The organism is Micromonospora cremea (assembly GCF_900143515.1).
In the GTDB taxonomy this organism is placed as follows: Bacteria; Actinomycetota; Actinomycetes; order Mycobacteriales; family Micromonosporaceae; genus Micromonospora; species Micromonospora cremea.
Genome location: NZ_FSQT01000002.1, coordinates 1975618 through 1988792 on the forward strand (window position 1 = coordinate 1975618; position 13175 = coordinate 1988792).

General features: G+C 71.3%; 13 protein-coding genes and 1 tRNA gene. 8 read left to right on the forward strand and 6 right to left on the reverse strand.

Features of this window, described 5'->3' with window-relative positions; genetic code table 11:
• Window positions 1-135: 135 nt before the first annotated feature.
• The gene (locus BUS84_RS22565; RefSeq protein WP_074315357.1) at window positions 136-846 is read left to right on the forward strand and encodes a class I SAM-dependent methyltransferase; all 711 of its coding nucleotides are present in this window, start codon (window positions 136-138) and stop codon (window positions 844-846) included.
• A 153-nt stretch (window positions 847-999) separates the two neighbouring features.
• Here the strand turns inward: BUS84_RS22565 and BUS84_RS22570 are convergent, their stop codons facing one another.
• Entirely contained in the window at window positions 1000-1542 is a 543-nt protein-coding gene (locus tag BUS84_RS22570; RefSeq protein ID WP_074315358.1) for a YbhB/YbcL family Raf kinase inhibitor-like protein, read from the reverse strand.
• Window positions 1543-1681: 139 nt separating this feature from the next.
• Here BUS84_RS22570 and BUS84_RS38330 point away from each other — a divergent pair, with 139 nt between their 5' ends.
• A complete protein-coding gene (locus BUS84_RS38330) occupies window positions 1682-1837 on the forward strand; it encodes a hypothetical protein (RefSeq protein WP_158609835.1) in 156 nt (51 codons plus the stop codon).
• Between the two features lie 108 nt (window positions 1838-1945).
• Window positions 1946-3190, forward strand: a complete 1245-nt coding sequence (locus BUS84_RS22575) for a low temperature requirement protein A (RefSeq protein WP_143728488.1) — start codon at window positions 1946-1948, stop codon at window positions 3188-3190.
• On the opposite strand, the gene BUS84_RS22580 is transcribed toward BUS84_RS22575, so the two are convergent.
• Window positions 3177-4076 carry a 2-hydroxyacid dehydrogenase gene (locus BUS84_RS22580; RefSeq protein WP_244298687.1) on the reverse strand — a complete coding sequence of 300 codons (900 nt, stop codon included), beginning with the start codon at window positions 4074-4076 and terminating at the stop codon, window positions 3177-3179. The genes BUS84_RS22575 and BUS84_RS22580 overlap by 14 nt on opposite strands.
• 108 nt (window positions 4077-4184) lie before the next feature.
• Window positions 4185-4271 (reverse strand) — tRNA-Ser (locus BUS84_RS22585).
• Between the two features lie 182 nt (window positions 4272-4453).
• Here BUS84_RS22585 and BUS84_RS22590 point away from each other — a divergent pair.
• Window positions 4454-5431, forward strand: coding sequence for an NAD(P)H-quinone oxidoreductase (locus BUS84_RS22590; protein ID WP_074315361.1), 978 nt, complete (start codon window positions 4454-4456; stop codon window positions 5429-5431).
• A gap of 30 nt (window positions 5432-5461) precedes the next feature.
• On the opposite strand, the gene soxR is transcribed toward BUS84_RS22590, so the two are convergent.
• Window positions 5462-5920 (reverse strand): redox-sensitive transcriptional activator SoxR, encoded by a 459-nt coding sequence (soxR, locus tag BUS84_RS22595; RefSeq protein WP_074315362.1) that lies wholly within the window; start codon window positions 5918-5920, stop codon window positions 5462-5464.
• Window positions 5921-5967: 47 nt separating this feature from the next.
• On the opposite strand from soxR, the gene BUS84_RS22600 reads away from it, so the two are divergent.
• Together BUS84_RS22600 and BUS84_RS22605 are read left to right on the forward strand one after the other, a co-directional pair.
• Entirely contained in the window at window positions 5968-6675 is a 708-nt protein-coding gene (locus BUS84_RS22600) for a transketolase (RefSeq protein ID WP_074315363.1), read from the forward strand.
• A 2-nt stretch (window positions 6676-6677) separates the two neighbouring features.
• On the forward strand, window positions 6678-7580 hold the full coding sequence (locus BUS84_RS22605; protein WP_074315364.1) for a transketolase family protein: 903 nt from the start codon (window positions 6678-6680) through the stop codon (window positions 7578-7580).
• Window positions 7581-7584: 4 nt separating this feature from the next.
• On the opposite strand, the gene BUS84_RS22610 is transcribed toward BUS84_RS22605, so the two are convergent.
• A complete protein-coding gene (locus BUS84_RS22610) occupies window positions 7585-8289 on the reverse strand; it encodes a glycosyltransferase family 2 protein (RefSeq protein WP_074319017.1) in 705 nt (234 codons plus the stop codon).
• 124 nt (window positions 8290-8413) lie between these two features.
• On the opposite strand from BUS84_RS22610, the gene BUS84_RS22615 reads away from it, so the two are divergent.
• A complete protein-coding gene (locus BUS84_RS22615) occupies window positions 8414-10651 on the forward strand; it encodes a phospholipid carrier-dependent glycosyltransferase (RefSeq protein WP_244298688.1) in 2238 nt (745 codons plus the stop codon).
• A 209-nt stretch (window positions 10652-10860) separates the two neighbouring features.
• Window positions 10861-12462, forward strand: a complete 1602-nt coding sequence (locus tag BUS84_RS22620) for a ricin-type beta-trefoil lectin domain protein (protein WP_074315365.1) — start codon at window positions 10861-10863, stop codon at window positions 12460-12462.
• Between the two features lie 67 nt (window positions 12463-12529).
• Here the strand turns inward: BUS84_RS22620 and BUS84_RS22625 are convergent, their stop codons facing one another.
• The gene (locus tag BUS84_RS22625) at window positions 12530-13135 is read right to left on the reverse strand and encodes a hypothetical protein (protein WP_074315366.1); all 606 of its coding nucleotides are present in this window, start codon (window positions 13133-13135) and stop codon (window positions 12530-12532) included.
• Window positions 13136-13175 lie beyond the last annotated feature (40 nt).

Here is a 13175-nt window from a genome sequence, read left to right on the forward strand (position 1 = left end):
GCCGACCGCCGATCACGTGCCCACCCCCGACCGCAATTCGGCCACCCCACTGCCCCGATTCTTCTGCCATCCGAGCGGATGATTCACTCTGTCGGTCCAGGCACGGGTCGAGTTCATATCGTGAGGAATCGACGCATGGCAGAAATCACTGGCGATCAGCGCGTCCAGTCCGAGGTGCTGGAAGGCCTGGCGACCGCTGTCAACCACCGTCGCTGGTTCGTCGAACTGGCGGTTCCGTACCTCGGTGACGACCCGATCGAGATCGGCAGCGGTCTCGGTGACTACGCGCTGGAATGGTCGCGGCGGCTCCCCCGGTTCACCGCCACCGAGGCCGATCCGGACCGGCTGGTGCAGCTCAAGGAGCGCCTCGCCGACCAGCCGAGCATCGACGTCCGGCAGATGCTGCTGCCGCACAACGATCGCGGCGACTACAGCGCCGCGGTCTCGTACAACGTGCTGGAGCACATCGAGGACCACGTGGGCGCGCTGCGCAGCATGCGCGACCTGGTCCGACCCGGCGGCGCCGTGATCATCATCGTGCCGGCGTTCCAGTTCGCCATGAGCCCGGCCGACATCGCCACCGGGCACGTCCGCCGCTACACGAAGAGGACGCTCGGAGCGGCGATGACCGAGGCCGGCCTGACCGTGGAGAAGATCCACTACGCCAACGCGCTGGGCCTGCTCGGCTACTTCATGGCCACCAAGGTCTTCCGGCTGATGCCGAAGGAGGGCCCGATGGTGAAGGTGTACGACACGATCGTCCTCCCCGCCACCAAGGCCGCCGAACAGCGCATCCGCCCCCCGTTCGGCCAGTCCGTCTTCGCCGTCGCCCGCGTCCCCGCCTAACCGCAGACCCCCAACCCGCCCCACCCACGCCCACCCCACCCCACCCCACCCCGCGATCTTGCACTTTCGCTCGTCGACATGCCCCTCATGCCGGGTATTTCGGGGCAGGAAGTGCAAGATCGCGCGGGTCTGCGGGGTGGGGCGGGGGAGCGGTTAGTCCTTGATTTGGTACGTCGGGCGGATCACCGCTCGGGCGAGGGTGTGGAACGTGAGGTTGAAGCCGACGTAGGCGGGGCTGGCGTCGGGGGTCAGGTCGAGACGGTCGACGTCCAGGGCGTGCACCGCGAAGACGTACCGGTGCGGGCGGTCACCGGGGGGCGGAGCGGCGCCGCCGTAGCCCTGCTCGCCGTAGTCGTTGCGGACCGAGAACGCTCCACCGAGATCCGCGCCCGCCGCGCCACCCGCGCCGCTGGGCAGCTGGGTGACGGCGAGCGGCACGTTCACCAGCACCCAGTGCCAGAAGCCGCTGCCGGTCGGCGCGTCGGGGTCGTAGCAGGTCACGGTGAAGCTCTTCGTCTCGGCGGGGAAGTCCGACCAGGTCAGCTGCGGGGAGACGCTGTCACCCCCCGTGCTGCCATGCGCGTGCCGGGCATCCATCGGCTCGCCGTTCTGCACGTCGTCACTGGTCAGCGTGAACGAGGGCACCGTCGGCAGCAGCTCGTACGGGTCCGGGGCGATCGGTCGTTCCAGGGTCATCGGGACGCGTCCTTCCGGTTTTCGCGGAGATTCCTGCCCCTTCTTACCCCTTCACGGCCTCTCCGACGACCGGAAAGCGGTAGTGCCGGGTCAACGGCGCTACCGTTGAGTCCGGGCCAACGCTCCACAGGGGGACCTCGTGGCCGGGATCTGGCGGGACTTCGTAGCAGCCGTCTTCACCGCGCTGCGCCGCCGGGACGAGCGGGCCATCGCCGAGGAGCGCCGGCGCGCGATCGAGCGGCTGGCCGACGAGACGATCCGGGAGAGCCGGCGGGCCACGGACCCACCGGAGTGACGGCGGCGAGGGGTACGGGACCAACTGCTGGCGCGTCTCTCCGCGACGAAAAGTCAGCCACCGGACTCCGCCGCGCCGCTCGGGTTGCCTGAATGCCGCGAGCGCGGCGTGGCGAGCGATGAAGATGAGGTGATGGGGCGGATCTTCCGGTCGCGGCCGGTGGTGACCGCAGAGACGCACCGAACGACGCTTTTCGAGATCTTCTTCGATCTGGTGTTCGTCTTCGGCTTCATCCGGGTCACCGAGTTCATGATCGCACGGCCCGCGCCGGTGACCCTGGTGCAGGGTTTCATCGTTCTCCTGCTGTTGTGGAACTCCTGGCTGGTGTATTCCTGGTTGGGAAACCAGGCCCGAATCGATGTCGGGCTGATCCGTGCCGGCGTCACCGTCGGGATGGCAGCCGTCTTCCTCGCCGCTCTCGTCATCCCCGACGTGTGGGAATCCGGACCGGGAGCGTTGGGACCCCGGCTGATCCTAGTAATGGCCTACATCGTGGTGCGAGTGATCCATCTGGTCCTCTACCACTGGGCAGCGGTGGGCAGTCCACGGCTGCTCAGGACCATTCGCGTGTACGCCCTCACCACCCCACTGTCCTGGGTCCCACTGGTCCTTGGTGCCGTGTTCGGCGGCACCGCGCAGATCCTGCTCTGGACGGCAGCGCTCGTGGTCGACATGGGCGGCGGGGTGGTCGCCTCCGTGCTGAGCGGATGGCCCGTGCGCAGCCCGGGCCACTTCACGGAGCGGCACAGCCTCGTGGTGATCATCGCGCTCGGCGAGTCCCTGATCTCGGTGGGCACCGGGGTCGGGGCGGAAATGATGATCCGTGGACCGGTCCTGGTGGCCGCGCTCCTCACGCTCGCGGCCACGGTCTGCCTGTACTGGCTCTACGCCCGGAGCGCGGCGGCCGCACGGCAGGCGCTGACCATGAATTTCGGCCTGCGACGGGATCAGGTGGCCGCCAACGCCTACACCGTTGCCCACTTCCCGCTGATCGCCGGCATCATCTACCTGGCGTTGGGGGTGGAGCAGGTGCTCGCCGGCCTGGCACATGACGAGTCCCACGGAACCGACGCCTTGAACTGGATCCCGGCCGTCGCCCTGTTCGGCGGGACGGCCCTCTACCTCGCGGGCAGGGCGACGTTCCTGAGTTTCAGCGTCCGGTCCGTGCGGCCGTGGCAATTCCTCGCCCCCGGCGTGGCACTGCTGTTACTTCCCGCCGGACGGTATCTGCCCGGTCTGACCGCTCTCGGCCTGCTCACCACGTTCCTCGTCGTTCTTGTCAGCTACGAGGCGGTGGCCGGACGCGGGCGAGGGCCCGGTGCCCGGTCGGACCCGGAACTCACGGCCCGATAACGACGTTCGCGAGCGGCTCGCCCGCCGCGTACCGCCGGACCTGGTCGACCAGCAGCCGGCGGGCCCGGGGCGCCAACGCGGCGGTCAGGCCACCGACGTGCGGGCTGATCAGGACGTTCGGTGCGGACCACAGCGGGTGGTCGGCGGGCAGCGGCTCGGGTTCGGTGACGTCCAGGGCGGCGTGCAGCCGGCCCGTGCTGAGCTCGGCGAGCAGCGCATCGGTGTCCACCACCCGCCCCCGTGACACGTTCACCAGCAGGGCGCCGTCGGCCATGCTGGCGAGGAAATCCTTGTTCACCAGGCCCTCGGTCTCCGGGGTCAGCGGCGTGGCCAGGATGACGACATCCGCTTGCGGCACCATCTCCGGAAGATCGGAAACTGGCCGTACGCCGGGGCGGGGGCTCCGAGCCACCCTGCTGATCTCCACCTCGAACCCAGCGAGCCGGCGCTCGATCGCGGCGCCGATCGAGCCGTACCCGACGATCAGCACCCGGGCGTCAGCCAGCCCGGTCGACCAACCCGAGACCCAGCGGCCCTCGCCCCCGGCCCGGACGAACTCCGGCAGCCGGCGCCGGGCGGCAAGGGTGAGCGCCACGGCCAGCTCGGCGGTGGCCGCGTCGTGCACGCCCCGGCCGTTGGCCAGAGTCAGGCCGGGCCGCAGGTACGGCAGGACATGGTCGTAACCGGCGGTCACGGTCTGGACCACCTTGAGCCGGGGCATCCGGGCGATCGGCTCGCAGAAGCGCGGATCGATGATCCCGTACGGAACCGCATAGAACTCGACGTCGTCCAGATTTTCGGGCACGGGTCGACTGCCGTCGTACAGCGCGACGTCCAGATCGCCAAGCTCGGCCAATGCGTCGGGGTGAGAGATCAAGTAGCGCACGGCCACAATCATGCTGGATCGCCCCGAGCGGGACCGCTCGCCATCCACAGACCCGTCCCCTGGCCGGCGTTTGCGCTGGTCAGGGGGCATTTAAGCTGTTCCGAGGGGCGGAGGGTGTGGGATTCGAACCCACGAAGACATCGCTGCCTTACCGGTTTTCAAGACCAGCGCCATCGGCCACTAGGCGAACCCTCCCGGGCCGCCACCCGGGGGTGCGCGGCCGTGCCTAGTCTGCCATGGCACCGGGCGCGCGGCCCGGCGTCCCTCCCCGACGGGGCGGCGCAGCGCCGGAACCAACGTCTGGCCGTCCACAGTGGTAATCGGGACGGGATCGGGTGCGCCTGCGGCCCGCAGTGTCATCGGGTAAGACTGAGCCCATGCGAGCCATCACCATTCCGCAGCCCGGTGGACCCGACGCGCTGATCTGGGCTGAGGTCCCCGATCCCGAGCCCGGCCCGGGCGAGGTGATCGTGGATGTGCGGGCCGCCGGGGTCAACCGCGCGGACCTGCTGCAACGGCAGGGGCACTACCCTCCGCCGCCCGGCGCACCTGAATACCTGGGGCTGGAGTGCTCCGGGGTGATCAGCGCGATCGGTCCGGAGGTGACCGGGTGGGCGATCGGCCAGCAGGTCTGCGCCCTTCTGGCCGGCGGCGGGTACGCCGAGCGGGTCGCGGTCCCCGCCGGGCAGTTGCTGCCGGTGCCGGCCGGCGTCGACCTGGTCGACGCTGCGGCGCTGCCCGAGGTGGCCTGCACCGTCTGGTCGAACCTGGTCCCGGTGGGCCGCCTGAACTCGGGCGACACGCTGCTGGTGCACGGCGGCGGCAGCGGGATCGGCACCTTCGCGATCCAGTTCGGGGCGGCCCTGGGCGCCACGATCCTGGCGACCGCTCGCGCGACCAAGCATTCCAGGCTGCGCGAACTGGGCGCGGCGCACACGATCGACTACCGGGAGCAGGACTTCGTCGAGGAGGCCCGGCGAGCCACCGACGGCCACGGCGTCGACGTCATCCTCGACATCATGGGTGCGGCCTACCTGGGCCGCAACGTCGCCGCGTTGGCCACCGGTGGCCGGCTGGTGGTGATCGGGCTACAGGGTGGACGCAAGGCCGAACTGGATCTCGGCGCTCTGCTGACCAAGCGAGCCAGCGTTCTGGCGACGAGCCTGCGCGCCCGGCCGCTCACCGAGAAGGCGGAGATCGTCCGGGGTGTACGGGACGAGGTGTGGCCGTTGATCGAGGCTGGCAGGATCCGGCCGGTGGTGGACCGGCGGCTGCCGATGACCGAGGCGGCCGAGGCGCACCGGCTGGTCGAGTCGAACGATCACGTTGGCAAGGTGCTGCTCACCGTCGGGTGACGCCGGGAACCGGGCGGGGCGGGGTGCGCGTCAGGCGGACGCGTCGGCCGCCGGGCGGGGCAGCATCAGGCGGGCGCCGGGTCCCTCGCCGCCGAGGGCGTCACCGGGGTTGTAGAGCGTGCAGCGCTGCAGGGACAGGCAGCCGCAGCCGATACAGCCGTCCAGGTCGTCGCGGAGCTTGGTGAGCAGCCGGATCTTCTCGTCCAGCCGACCCCGCCAGCTGGCGGAGAGCCGCGCCCAGTCCTGCGGGCTGGGCGTACGCGCCTCGGGCAGCGAGTCCAGCGCCGCGCGGATCTCGTCGAGCGAGACGCCGACCTGCTGGGAGATCCGGATGAAGGCGACCCGGCGCAGCTCGGCGCGGGCGTACCGGCGCTGGTTGCCGCCGGTACGGTCGGCGCGGATCAGACCGAGGCGCTCGTAGTAGCGCAGCGCCGACGGCGCCACGCCCGAGCGGACGGACAGCTCGCCGATGGTCAGTGAGTCCTGCATCACCCGGTCCTTGAGTTGAAGTGCCCTTCAACTCACAGGCTATCCAGATGACGATGACGACTGCCAACGCGGCCCTGCCGCCGGTGCCGGGGCCGGTGGCCGGCCCGCTGGAGCGGCTACGCGCCGGCCGGGAGTTCGGCGCCAACGTGTACTCGACCATCGACGTGCTCTGGGTGCTCTACCACCGCGTCCTGCGAATCACCCCGGAGACCGTCGACGATCCCGAGCGGGACCGGTTCCTGCTCTCCAAGGGGCACGCCGTGGCCGGCTACTACGCGGTGCTCGCCGCCAAGGGCTTCCTCCCCGCCGGCTGGCTCGACGACCAGGGCGGCCCGGCGAGCCGCCTCGGCGACCACCCGGACCGGACCCTGGTGCCGGGGGTGGAGATCGGCTCCGGCTCGCTCGGGCACGGCCTCGGCCTGGGCGTGGGCACCGCGCTCGGGCTGCGAGCCCAGGGCCTGCTCACTCCCCGGGTGTACGTGCTGCTCGGCGACGCCGAACTGGACGAGGGATCGAACCACGAGGCGATCGCGTACGCCGGTGCCACCGGTCTCGGCAGCCTGACCGCCGTGGTCGTCGACAACCACTCGGCCACCCACGGTTGGCCGGGCGGCGTGGCGTCCCGGTTCACGGTGAACGGCTGGACCGCTACCACCGTCGACGGGCACGACCACGAAGCGCTGCACACCGCCCTCACCGGCCAGCACAAGGACCGGCCGCACGTCGTCGTCGCGGTCGTCGAGACGGAGGAGTGACAATGCGGGACGTCTTCACCGATACCACCACGGAGTTGCTGACCGAGGATCCGCGTACCGCGCTGGTGCTCGCCGACATCTCCGCCGCCGCGTTCGCCCCGGCCGCCGCGCGGCATCCGGAGCGGGTGCTCAATGTCGGCATCCGGGAGCAACTGATGGTCGGGGTGGCCGGCGGGCTCGCCCTCACCGGCCTGCGGCCGATCGTGCACAGCTACGCGCCGTTCCTGGTCGAGCGGGCGTACGAGCAGCTCAAGTTGGACCTGGACCACCAGGACGCGACCGCGGTACTGGTCGGCGTCGGAGCCTCGTACGACCGCGCGGCAGCCGGCCGGACGCACCTGTCCCCGGCGGACGTGTCACTGATCGACACCCTGCACGGCTGGACGGTGCACGTCCCCGGCCACCCGGCCGAGGTGCCCGCGCTGCTGCGGGACGCGGTGGCTGGCGACGGCTCGGCGTACCTGCGGCTCTCGGTACTGCAGAACGACCGGCCACACGGCGGCGACGGCTCGCTCACCGTGGTGCGTGATGCCGGGCCTGGGGCCCCGCTGCTGGTGGCGGTCGGACCGGTGCTGGACGCGGCGCTGGCCGCGGTCGCCGACCTGCCGGTCACCGTGGCCTACACCCACCGGCCGCGACCGTTCGACACCGTCGGGCTGCGGGCACTGGCGGGAACCGAGGTGATCCTGGTCGAGCCGTACCTGGTCGGCACGTCCAGCCGGGTGGTGTCGGCGGCACTGGTGGACCGGCCACATCGGCTGCTGGCCCTCGGGGTGGGGAGGGAGGATCTGCGCCGTTACGGTTCGCCGGAGGACCACAACCGGTGGCACGAGCTGGACAGCGTCGGCCTGCGCCGTTCGGTCGACGCTTTCCTGACCGGGGCGCTGCTGGCTGCCGGCCGCTGAGCGGTCAGCGAGCCGGTGTGCTGGGGCGGCGGCGGGCGCGTTCCCGGCCGAGGATCCAGATCGCCTCGACGCCGTCCTTCCAGGTGATCTTCTTGCCCTCTTCCCGGCCACGCGCCCGGTAGCTGATCGGCACCTCGTACGGCCGGATCCGGCGGCGCAGCAGCTTGCCGGTCACCTCGGCCTCCATGCCGAAGCCGCGCGAGCGCACCTCGAGCGATCGGTAGAGCGCCACCGGCATCAGCTTGAAGCAGGTCTCCAGGTCGCCGATGTACGAGTTGAACAGCACGTTCGCCGCCATCGTGACGCCCTTGTTGCCCATCACGTACCAGAAGCTGTAGGCGCTGTGGCTGCCGAAGGTGCGATTGCCGTAAACCACCGTGGCCCGCCCGTCGAGCACCGGGTCGAGCAGCTTGGGGATGTCCTGTGGGTCGTACTCGAGGTCGGCGTCGAGGATGACCATGTAGTCGCCCTCGGCGCTGTCCACCGCCGTCTTGATGGCCGCGCCCTTGCCGGCGTTGCGCTGGTGAGTGATGACCCGCAGGCGGGCGTCGTCGGCGCGACCGAGGACCTCGCTGGTGCCGTCCCGGCTGCCGTCGTCGACCACGACCAACTCGATCTCGCAGGGATAGTCCACTGCCAATGCCTGTTTGAGGGCATCCGCGATGCGTTCTTCCTCGTTGTAAACCGGCATGAGGATCGAGAGCTTCACGGAAATCTCCACGGTGGCGACAATACGTCCGCCATAGCCTAACCTCTCTGGCCAGCCGAACGCCGGCCACCACCGCCGGGCAGTCGGCGTGGCGACTTCAGCCGGATGGTGTTTACTTCCCGCCATGTCGGCTGCCGGCTCCCTGCTCGCGGCGATTCCTGCCGCCGCGTTGCTCCTGCTCACCGTCGCGACGAGGCCTCGCGGGGTCGACGCGGTGGCACCGCTGCGGCTCGCGGTGGTGCGCGCCGCCCTGCTCACCGGGGCGTACGCGGTGCTCGTCGTCGAGTTGCTCGGCGCGCTGCACGCGCTCACCCGGCCGGCGTTCGTCGCCGCCTGGCTGCTCTTCCTGACCGCCGCCGCGACGGCCGCAGGGCTGCGGCGGCGCCCGGCGACCCGGCTCGCACAGCCACCCGCCGCGGCGCCCCGGCCGATCCCGGTCGGCGCCACCCTGCCCGCCGGCGCCGGCCCGGAGACGCCCGCCCCACTCGCCGACGGCGACCGAGCCGGGCGTGACCCCGCGCCCCGGCGGGTCGGTCGGACACCCGCCGGCCTGCTCGCCGTAGCGGTCGACGCCTGGCGTACGGCGGGTCGGGGCGAGCGGCTGCTCGCCGGCATGGTCGGCGGGTTGGTCCTGCTGGAGTTGCTGGTCGCGATACTGGCCGAGCCGAACAACTTCGACTCGCAGACGTACCACCTACCCAAGGTCGAGCACTGGGTGGCCCAGGGCGACCTTGGCTTCTGGGCCACGGCCATCCACCGGCAGGTGACCATCCCGCCCGGCGCCGAATATCTGCTGCTTCACCTGCGCCTGCTCACCGGTGGGGACCAACTGCACAACCTGGTGCAGTGGGCGGCCGGGGTGGGCTGCCTGCTGGTGGCCGCGCGGATCACCGCGCAGCTCGGCGGCGGCCGGCGGGCCCAGTTGATCACTGCGTTCGTACTGGCCAGCACGCCGATGGTGGTGCTTCAGGCGACGAGCACGCAGACCGACCTGGTCTGCGCGGCGTGGGTGGCCTGCGCGGCCACCCTAGTGCTGGACGGGCTGCGCCGCCGTACCGGCTGGGGCACCCTGCTCGCGCTCGGCGCGGCCACCGGCCTGACCGCGGTGACCAAGACCAGCGGCCTGATCGCGGTCGGCCCGCTGCTGGTGCTCTGGGGGTTGGCCCAGCTCCGGCTGACCCTGACCGCCGACCGGACACCGGCCGGCGCGACGGCGGTCGGTGGGGTGCGGCGGCCGCGGGCGGCCGGCGGCGTGGCCCGCACCGTCGGCGGTTCGGTGCTGATCCTGCTGGTCGCGGCGGTCGTGGTCGGACCGTTCCTGGCCCGGGTGACCGCCGAGTTCGGGCATCCGCTGGGGCCACCCCGGCTGCGCGAGTCGATCCCGATGGAGCGACACGATCCGCCGTCGATCCTGGTCAACGCGCTGCGGATCGGGCACACCGCGTTCGACACGCCGCTGGCGCCGCTGCGCCGCATGGGCGCCGAGGTGATCACCGGCGGGGCGGACGCGATCGGGGTCGACCCGCAGGACCGGGCGATCACCTTCGGCCGGGAGGTCTTTCCGGAGCCCGCCTGGTATCCGGACGAGGACCGGGTGGCGTTCCCGCTCGCCGGGGCGCTGGCGCTGATCGGCGTGGCGGTCGCGCTGATCCGGCCGCGCCGGATCGACCCGGGGCAGGCGGGGCCGTTGCGCGGGTACGCGGTGGTGGTGCTGGCCACCGTGCTGCTGCACACTTCGATGATCAAGTGGCAACCGTGGGGCAACCGGCTGCTGCTCTACGCCCTGGTGCTCGCCGTACCACTGGCCGGGCTCTGGGTGGACGCACTCCTCCGCCGCCACTGCAACCCGGCAGCCGGCTCGCAGCGCACGGCCCGGGCCGGGATGACCGGCCGGGGGCGGCGGTCGGTGGCCACGGTCGCGGCGGTCACCGTGCTGGCCACCTCGGCGCTGGCCGGGGTGCTCGCGCTGTCGTACGGCTTCCCACGCCGGCTCGTCGGCAGCGGATCGGTCTTCACCACCTCGGACTGGGACACCCGGTTCCTGCGTCGCCCACAGTGGGCCGACGAGTTCCGCTGGGCTGCGGCGGCGGTCCGCGACAGCGGTGCGCGCCGGATCGGGCTGGTGCAGCAGAACGACAACTGGGAGTACCCGTGGTGGCTGCTGCTGCGGCAGCCGGACGGACGCTCGCCGGACCTGGTGGCGTTGCAGTCGGTGCTACCGGAACGCCCACCGGCCGAGCCCACCTCGGTGGATGCGATCGTCTGCACCGGCAGCCAGCCGGCGTGCGCCAAGCTGGTCCCGGCCGGTTGGCGACTGGAGTTCCGCGGCTACGTCGGTTACGCGCTGCCGCCCGGCCGCTGACCCGGCGGATCGCACCGATCGCCGGGCGAGGACGGCGTCGGACGCACCGACAGACCCCCGGCCGCTGAGCGCGCCGCCCGGATCGTCCGATCCGGGCGGTTCTGCATCCCGCGCGCAAGGATCCGAAGCGCATTCACATCCACTGATTCGCACGTTACCGTCTGGTAACTCAATCGACGTCCCGCGATTGAGCCGAAAGGAGTGCGTCGATGCCTGCTACCCCCGCCAGGCCCGAACGCGCGACCCGACGACGGGCCCTCACCGTCGCCGTCGCCGTCGCCGCTCTCGTCCTGCCGATGCTCGCCGGACCGGCCGCCCCCGCCACCGCCGCCGACCGACCGGCCGTCCAACCACTCCCCGCCAACCTGGAGTCCATCCGGGCCGCCGAGGCGACCGCCCTCTACGGCAGCCCGGCAATCCGTCCGATCGACCAGCGCCGCACCGCGCTGATCACCATGGGTGACAGTGAGATCTCCGGTGAGGGGGTCGGCAACTACGTCCCCGGCACCCACCAGCCCGGCAACTGGTGCGACCGCTCGTACGACCAGGCGCTGTTTCGCACCGGCATCCCCTCGGACGCGCAGTACAACCTGGCCTGCTCCGGTGCCACCCCGTGGAACCTGATCGCCGGCGGCCCGACCCAGCACAACGAGCTGAACCAGGGCGACTACCTGGGGATCAAGGCGCGTAACACGCACGTGAAGCTGATCTGGGTGGTCGTCGGCGCGAACGGCGACGGCACGATCCAGTTCGGCCCGGTCGCCACCGACTGCGCGATCAGCCGGGTCTTCTTCCAGGGCCCCTGCTACCCGCGCTACACCGACCAGTGGACGATCCGCACCGACGGCAGTCGTCAGGCCGTGGTCGACGCGCTCACCGACATCCGGCAGACGATGACCAACGCCGGCTACCTGCGCTCGGACTACGAACTGGTGCTCATGTCGTACCCGAGCCCGGGCAGCCCGGACGTGGAGGACAACCCGGACTTCCCCGGCTGGTACTCCGGCGGTTGCCTGCTCTACCTGGCCGACGCGGCGTTCGCCCGGAACAAGGCCGTGCCGATGTTCGAGTCGGCGCTGCGCGCCGCGGCCACCCAGACCGGCACCCGCTACCTGGATGCCAGCCGGCTCTTCCACGGCCACGAGGTGTGCACCGACAACACCTCGGTCCGCGGCCTCTACATCGAGGTGGGGATCTGGGACGAGAACGCCGCCCGGCAGTCTTTCCACCCCAACGCCCGCGGCCACGGCATGTTCGCCCAGTGCATCACCCAGTTCTGGAACTCCGGGCAGGAGCGGGCCAGCTGCGTCGACCCGGCCAGCACCGGCAGCGGAGTGCTCTACCCGGGGTTGCTGGAGTTCAAGCAGCTGCGCAACCTGGCCACCGGCACCTGTGTCGACGGCAAGGGGTACGACTCCCGCAACGGCACCGTCCAGCAGCCGTACACCTGCCACGGTGGGCGTAACCAGGGCTTCTGGTACGACCCGGGCCGGCGGTCGCTGCACTCCGAGCTCTCCCACGACCGTTGCCTGGACATCGCGAACGGGTCGCTGACCTCCGGCACCGCGGTCAACATCTACGACTGCAACGGCACCGCCGCCCAGCAGTTCGTCTTCGCCGGCAACCAGATCAAGCCGGCCGGCGCCAGCAACCTCTGCGTGGCGTTCGACAACCCGTGGCTGGGCAGCCCCCGGCTGCGGTTGGCCGGCTGCTCCACCAGCACCCGGCAGCAGTGGTCGTACGAGCCCCGGACCGCCGCCAACCCGGTCGGCTACGGTCACGACGACTTCATCGGCTCCCGCGTCTACTGAGCAATGAAAGGAAGGGCCCCTTGTTGACGCCTGGCGTTGACAAGGGGCCCTTCCTCTCACTTGGCGCTTACTTGGTGCGGGGGATGAGAATGAGGCGGGCCACGCCCTTGTCGCCGTCCTTCGCACCGGCGACGCCGAGCGTCGTGCCGACCTTGACATCGCTCGGCTGCACGGTGGCACGGCGCTCGACGACCCGCAGGTCGTCGCCGAAGGTCCACGTCATGGTGAAGCCGTCGGTGGACTTCACGCTCATCGAGTCGCCGTCGATCGCGGTCACCTCGCCGCGCTGCACGGCGACGGTCTGCGTACCGCCGCCCTTGGTCTGCACCACGGCCTCACCGTGCAGGGTGTTCCTGTGCAGCAGCACCCGGGCCTGGCGGCGCTTGCGCCACTCCTCGCCGCGCTTCTGCCGGGTCTTCTCCTCCGCGCTGGGGGAAGCACCGGGCGTGGCCGACCCGCCGGGGGCCGGCGCGGCAACGGTCTGCACGTCCAGGTCGTTGGCGTCGAAGCCCATGGCGGCCAGTGCCTGGCCCTCCACTCCCATCGCCGCGGCGACCTCGACCGCGGCCTCCCGGGCGGGTTGGCTGGCCACCTCGGCCGCGCCGCAGCCGCTGACGCCGAGCGCGACCGCCGCGAGCAGTGACGTGGTGGCGGCGAATCCCCAACGTGGCATGACTCTCCCTCTCGTCCGTGGAGCCCTCAGCCTGCCCGGC

Excerpts from the sequence above, each read along its gene's own strand:
- BUS84_RS22565 (WP_074315357.1), top strand. The coding sequence starts at position 136 with ATGGCAGAAATCACTGGCGATCAGCGCGTCCAGTCCGAGGTGCTGGAA.
- BUS84_RS22570 (WP_074315358.1), bottom strand. The coding sequence starts at position 1,542 with ATGACCCTGGAACGACCGATCGCCCCGGACCCGTACGAGCTGCTGCCG.
- BUS84_RS22590 (WP_074315361.1), top strand. The coding sequence starts at position 4,454 with ATGCGAGCCATCACCATTCCGCAGCCCGGTGGACCCGACGCGCTGATC.
- soxR (WP_074315362.1), bottom strand. The coding sequence starts at position 5,920 with ATGCAGGACTCACTGACCATCGGCGAGCTGTCCGTCCGCTCGGGCGTG.
- BUS84_RS22600 (WP_074315363.1), top strand. The coding sequence starts at position 5,968 with ATGACGATGACGACTGCCAACGCGGCCCTGCCGCCGGTGCCGGGGCCG.
- BUS84_RS22605 (WP_074315364.1), top strand. The coding sequence starts at position 6,678 with ATGCGGGACGTCTTCACCGATACCACCACGGAGTTGCTGACCGAGGAT.
- BUS84_RS22615 (WP_244298688.1), top strand. The coding sequence starts at position 8,414 with ATGTCGGCTGCCGGCTCCCTGCTCGCGGCGATTCCTGCCGCCGCGTTG.
- BUS84_RS22620 (WP_074315365.1), top strand. The coding sequence starts at position 10,861 with ATGCCTGCTACCCCCGCCAGGCCCGAACGCGCGACCCGACGACGGGCC.
- BUS84_RS22625 (WP_074315366.1), bottom strand. The coding sequence starts at position 13,135 with ATGCCACGTTGGGGATTCGCCGCCACCACGTCACTGCTCGCGGCGGTC.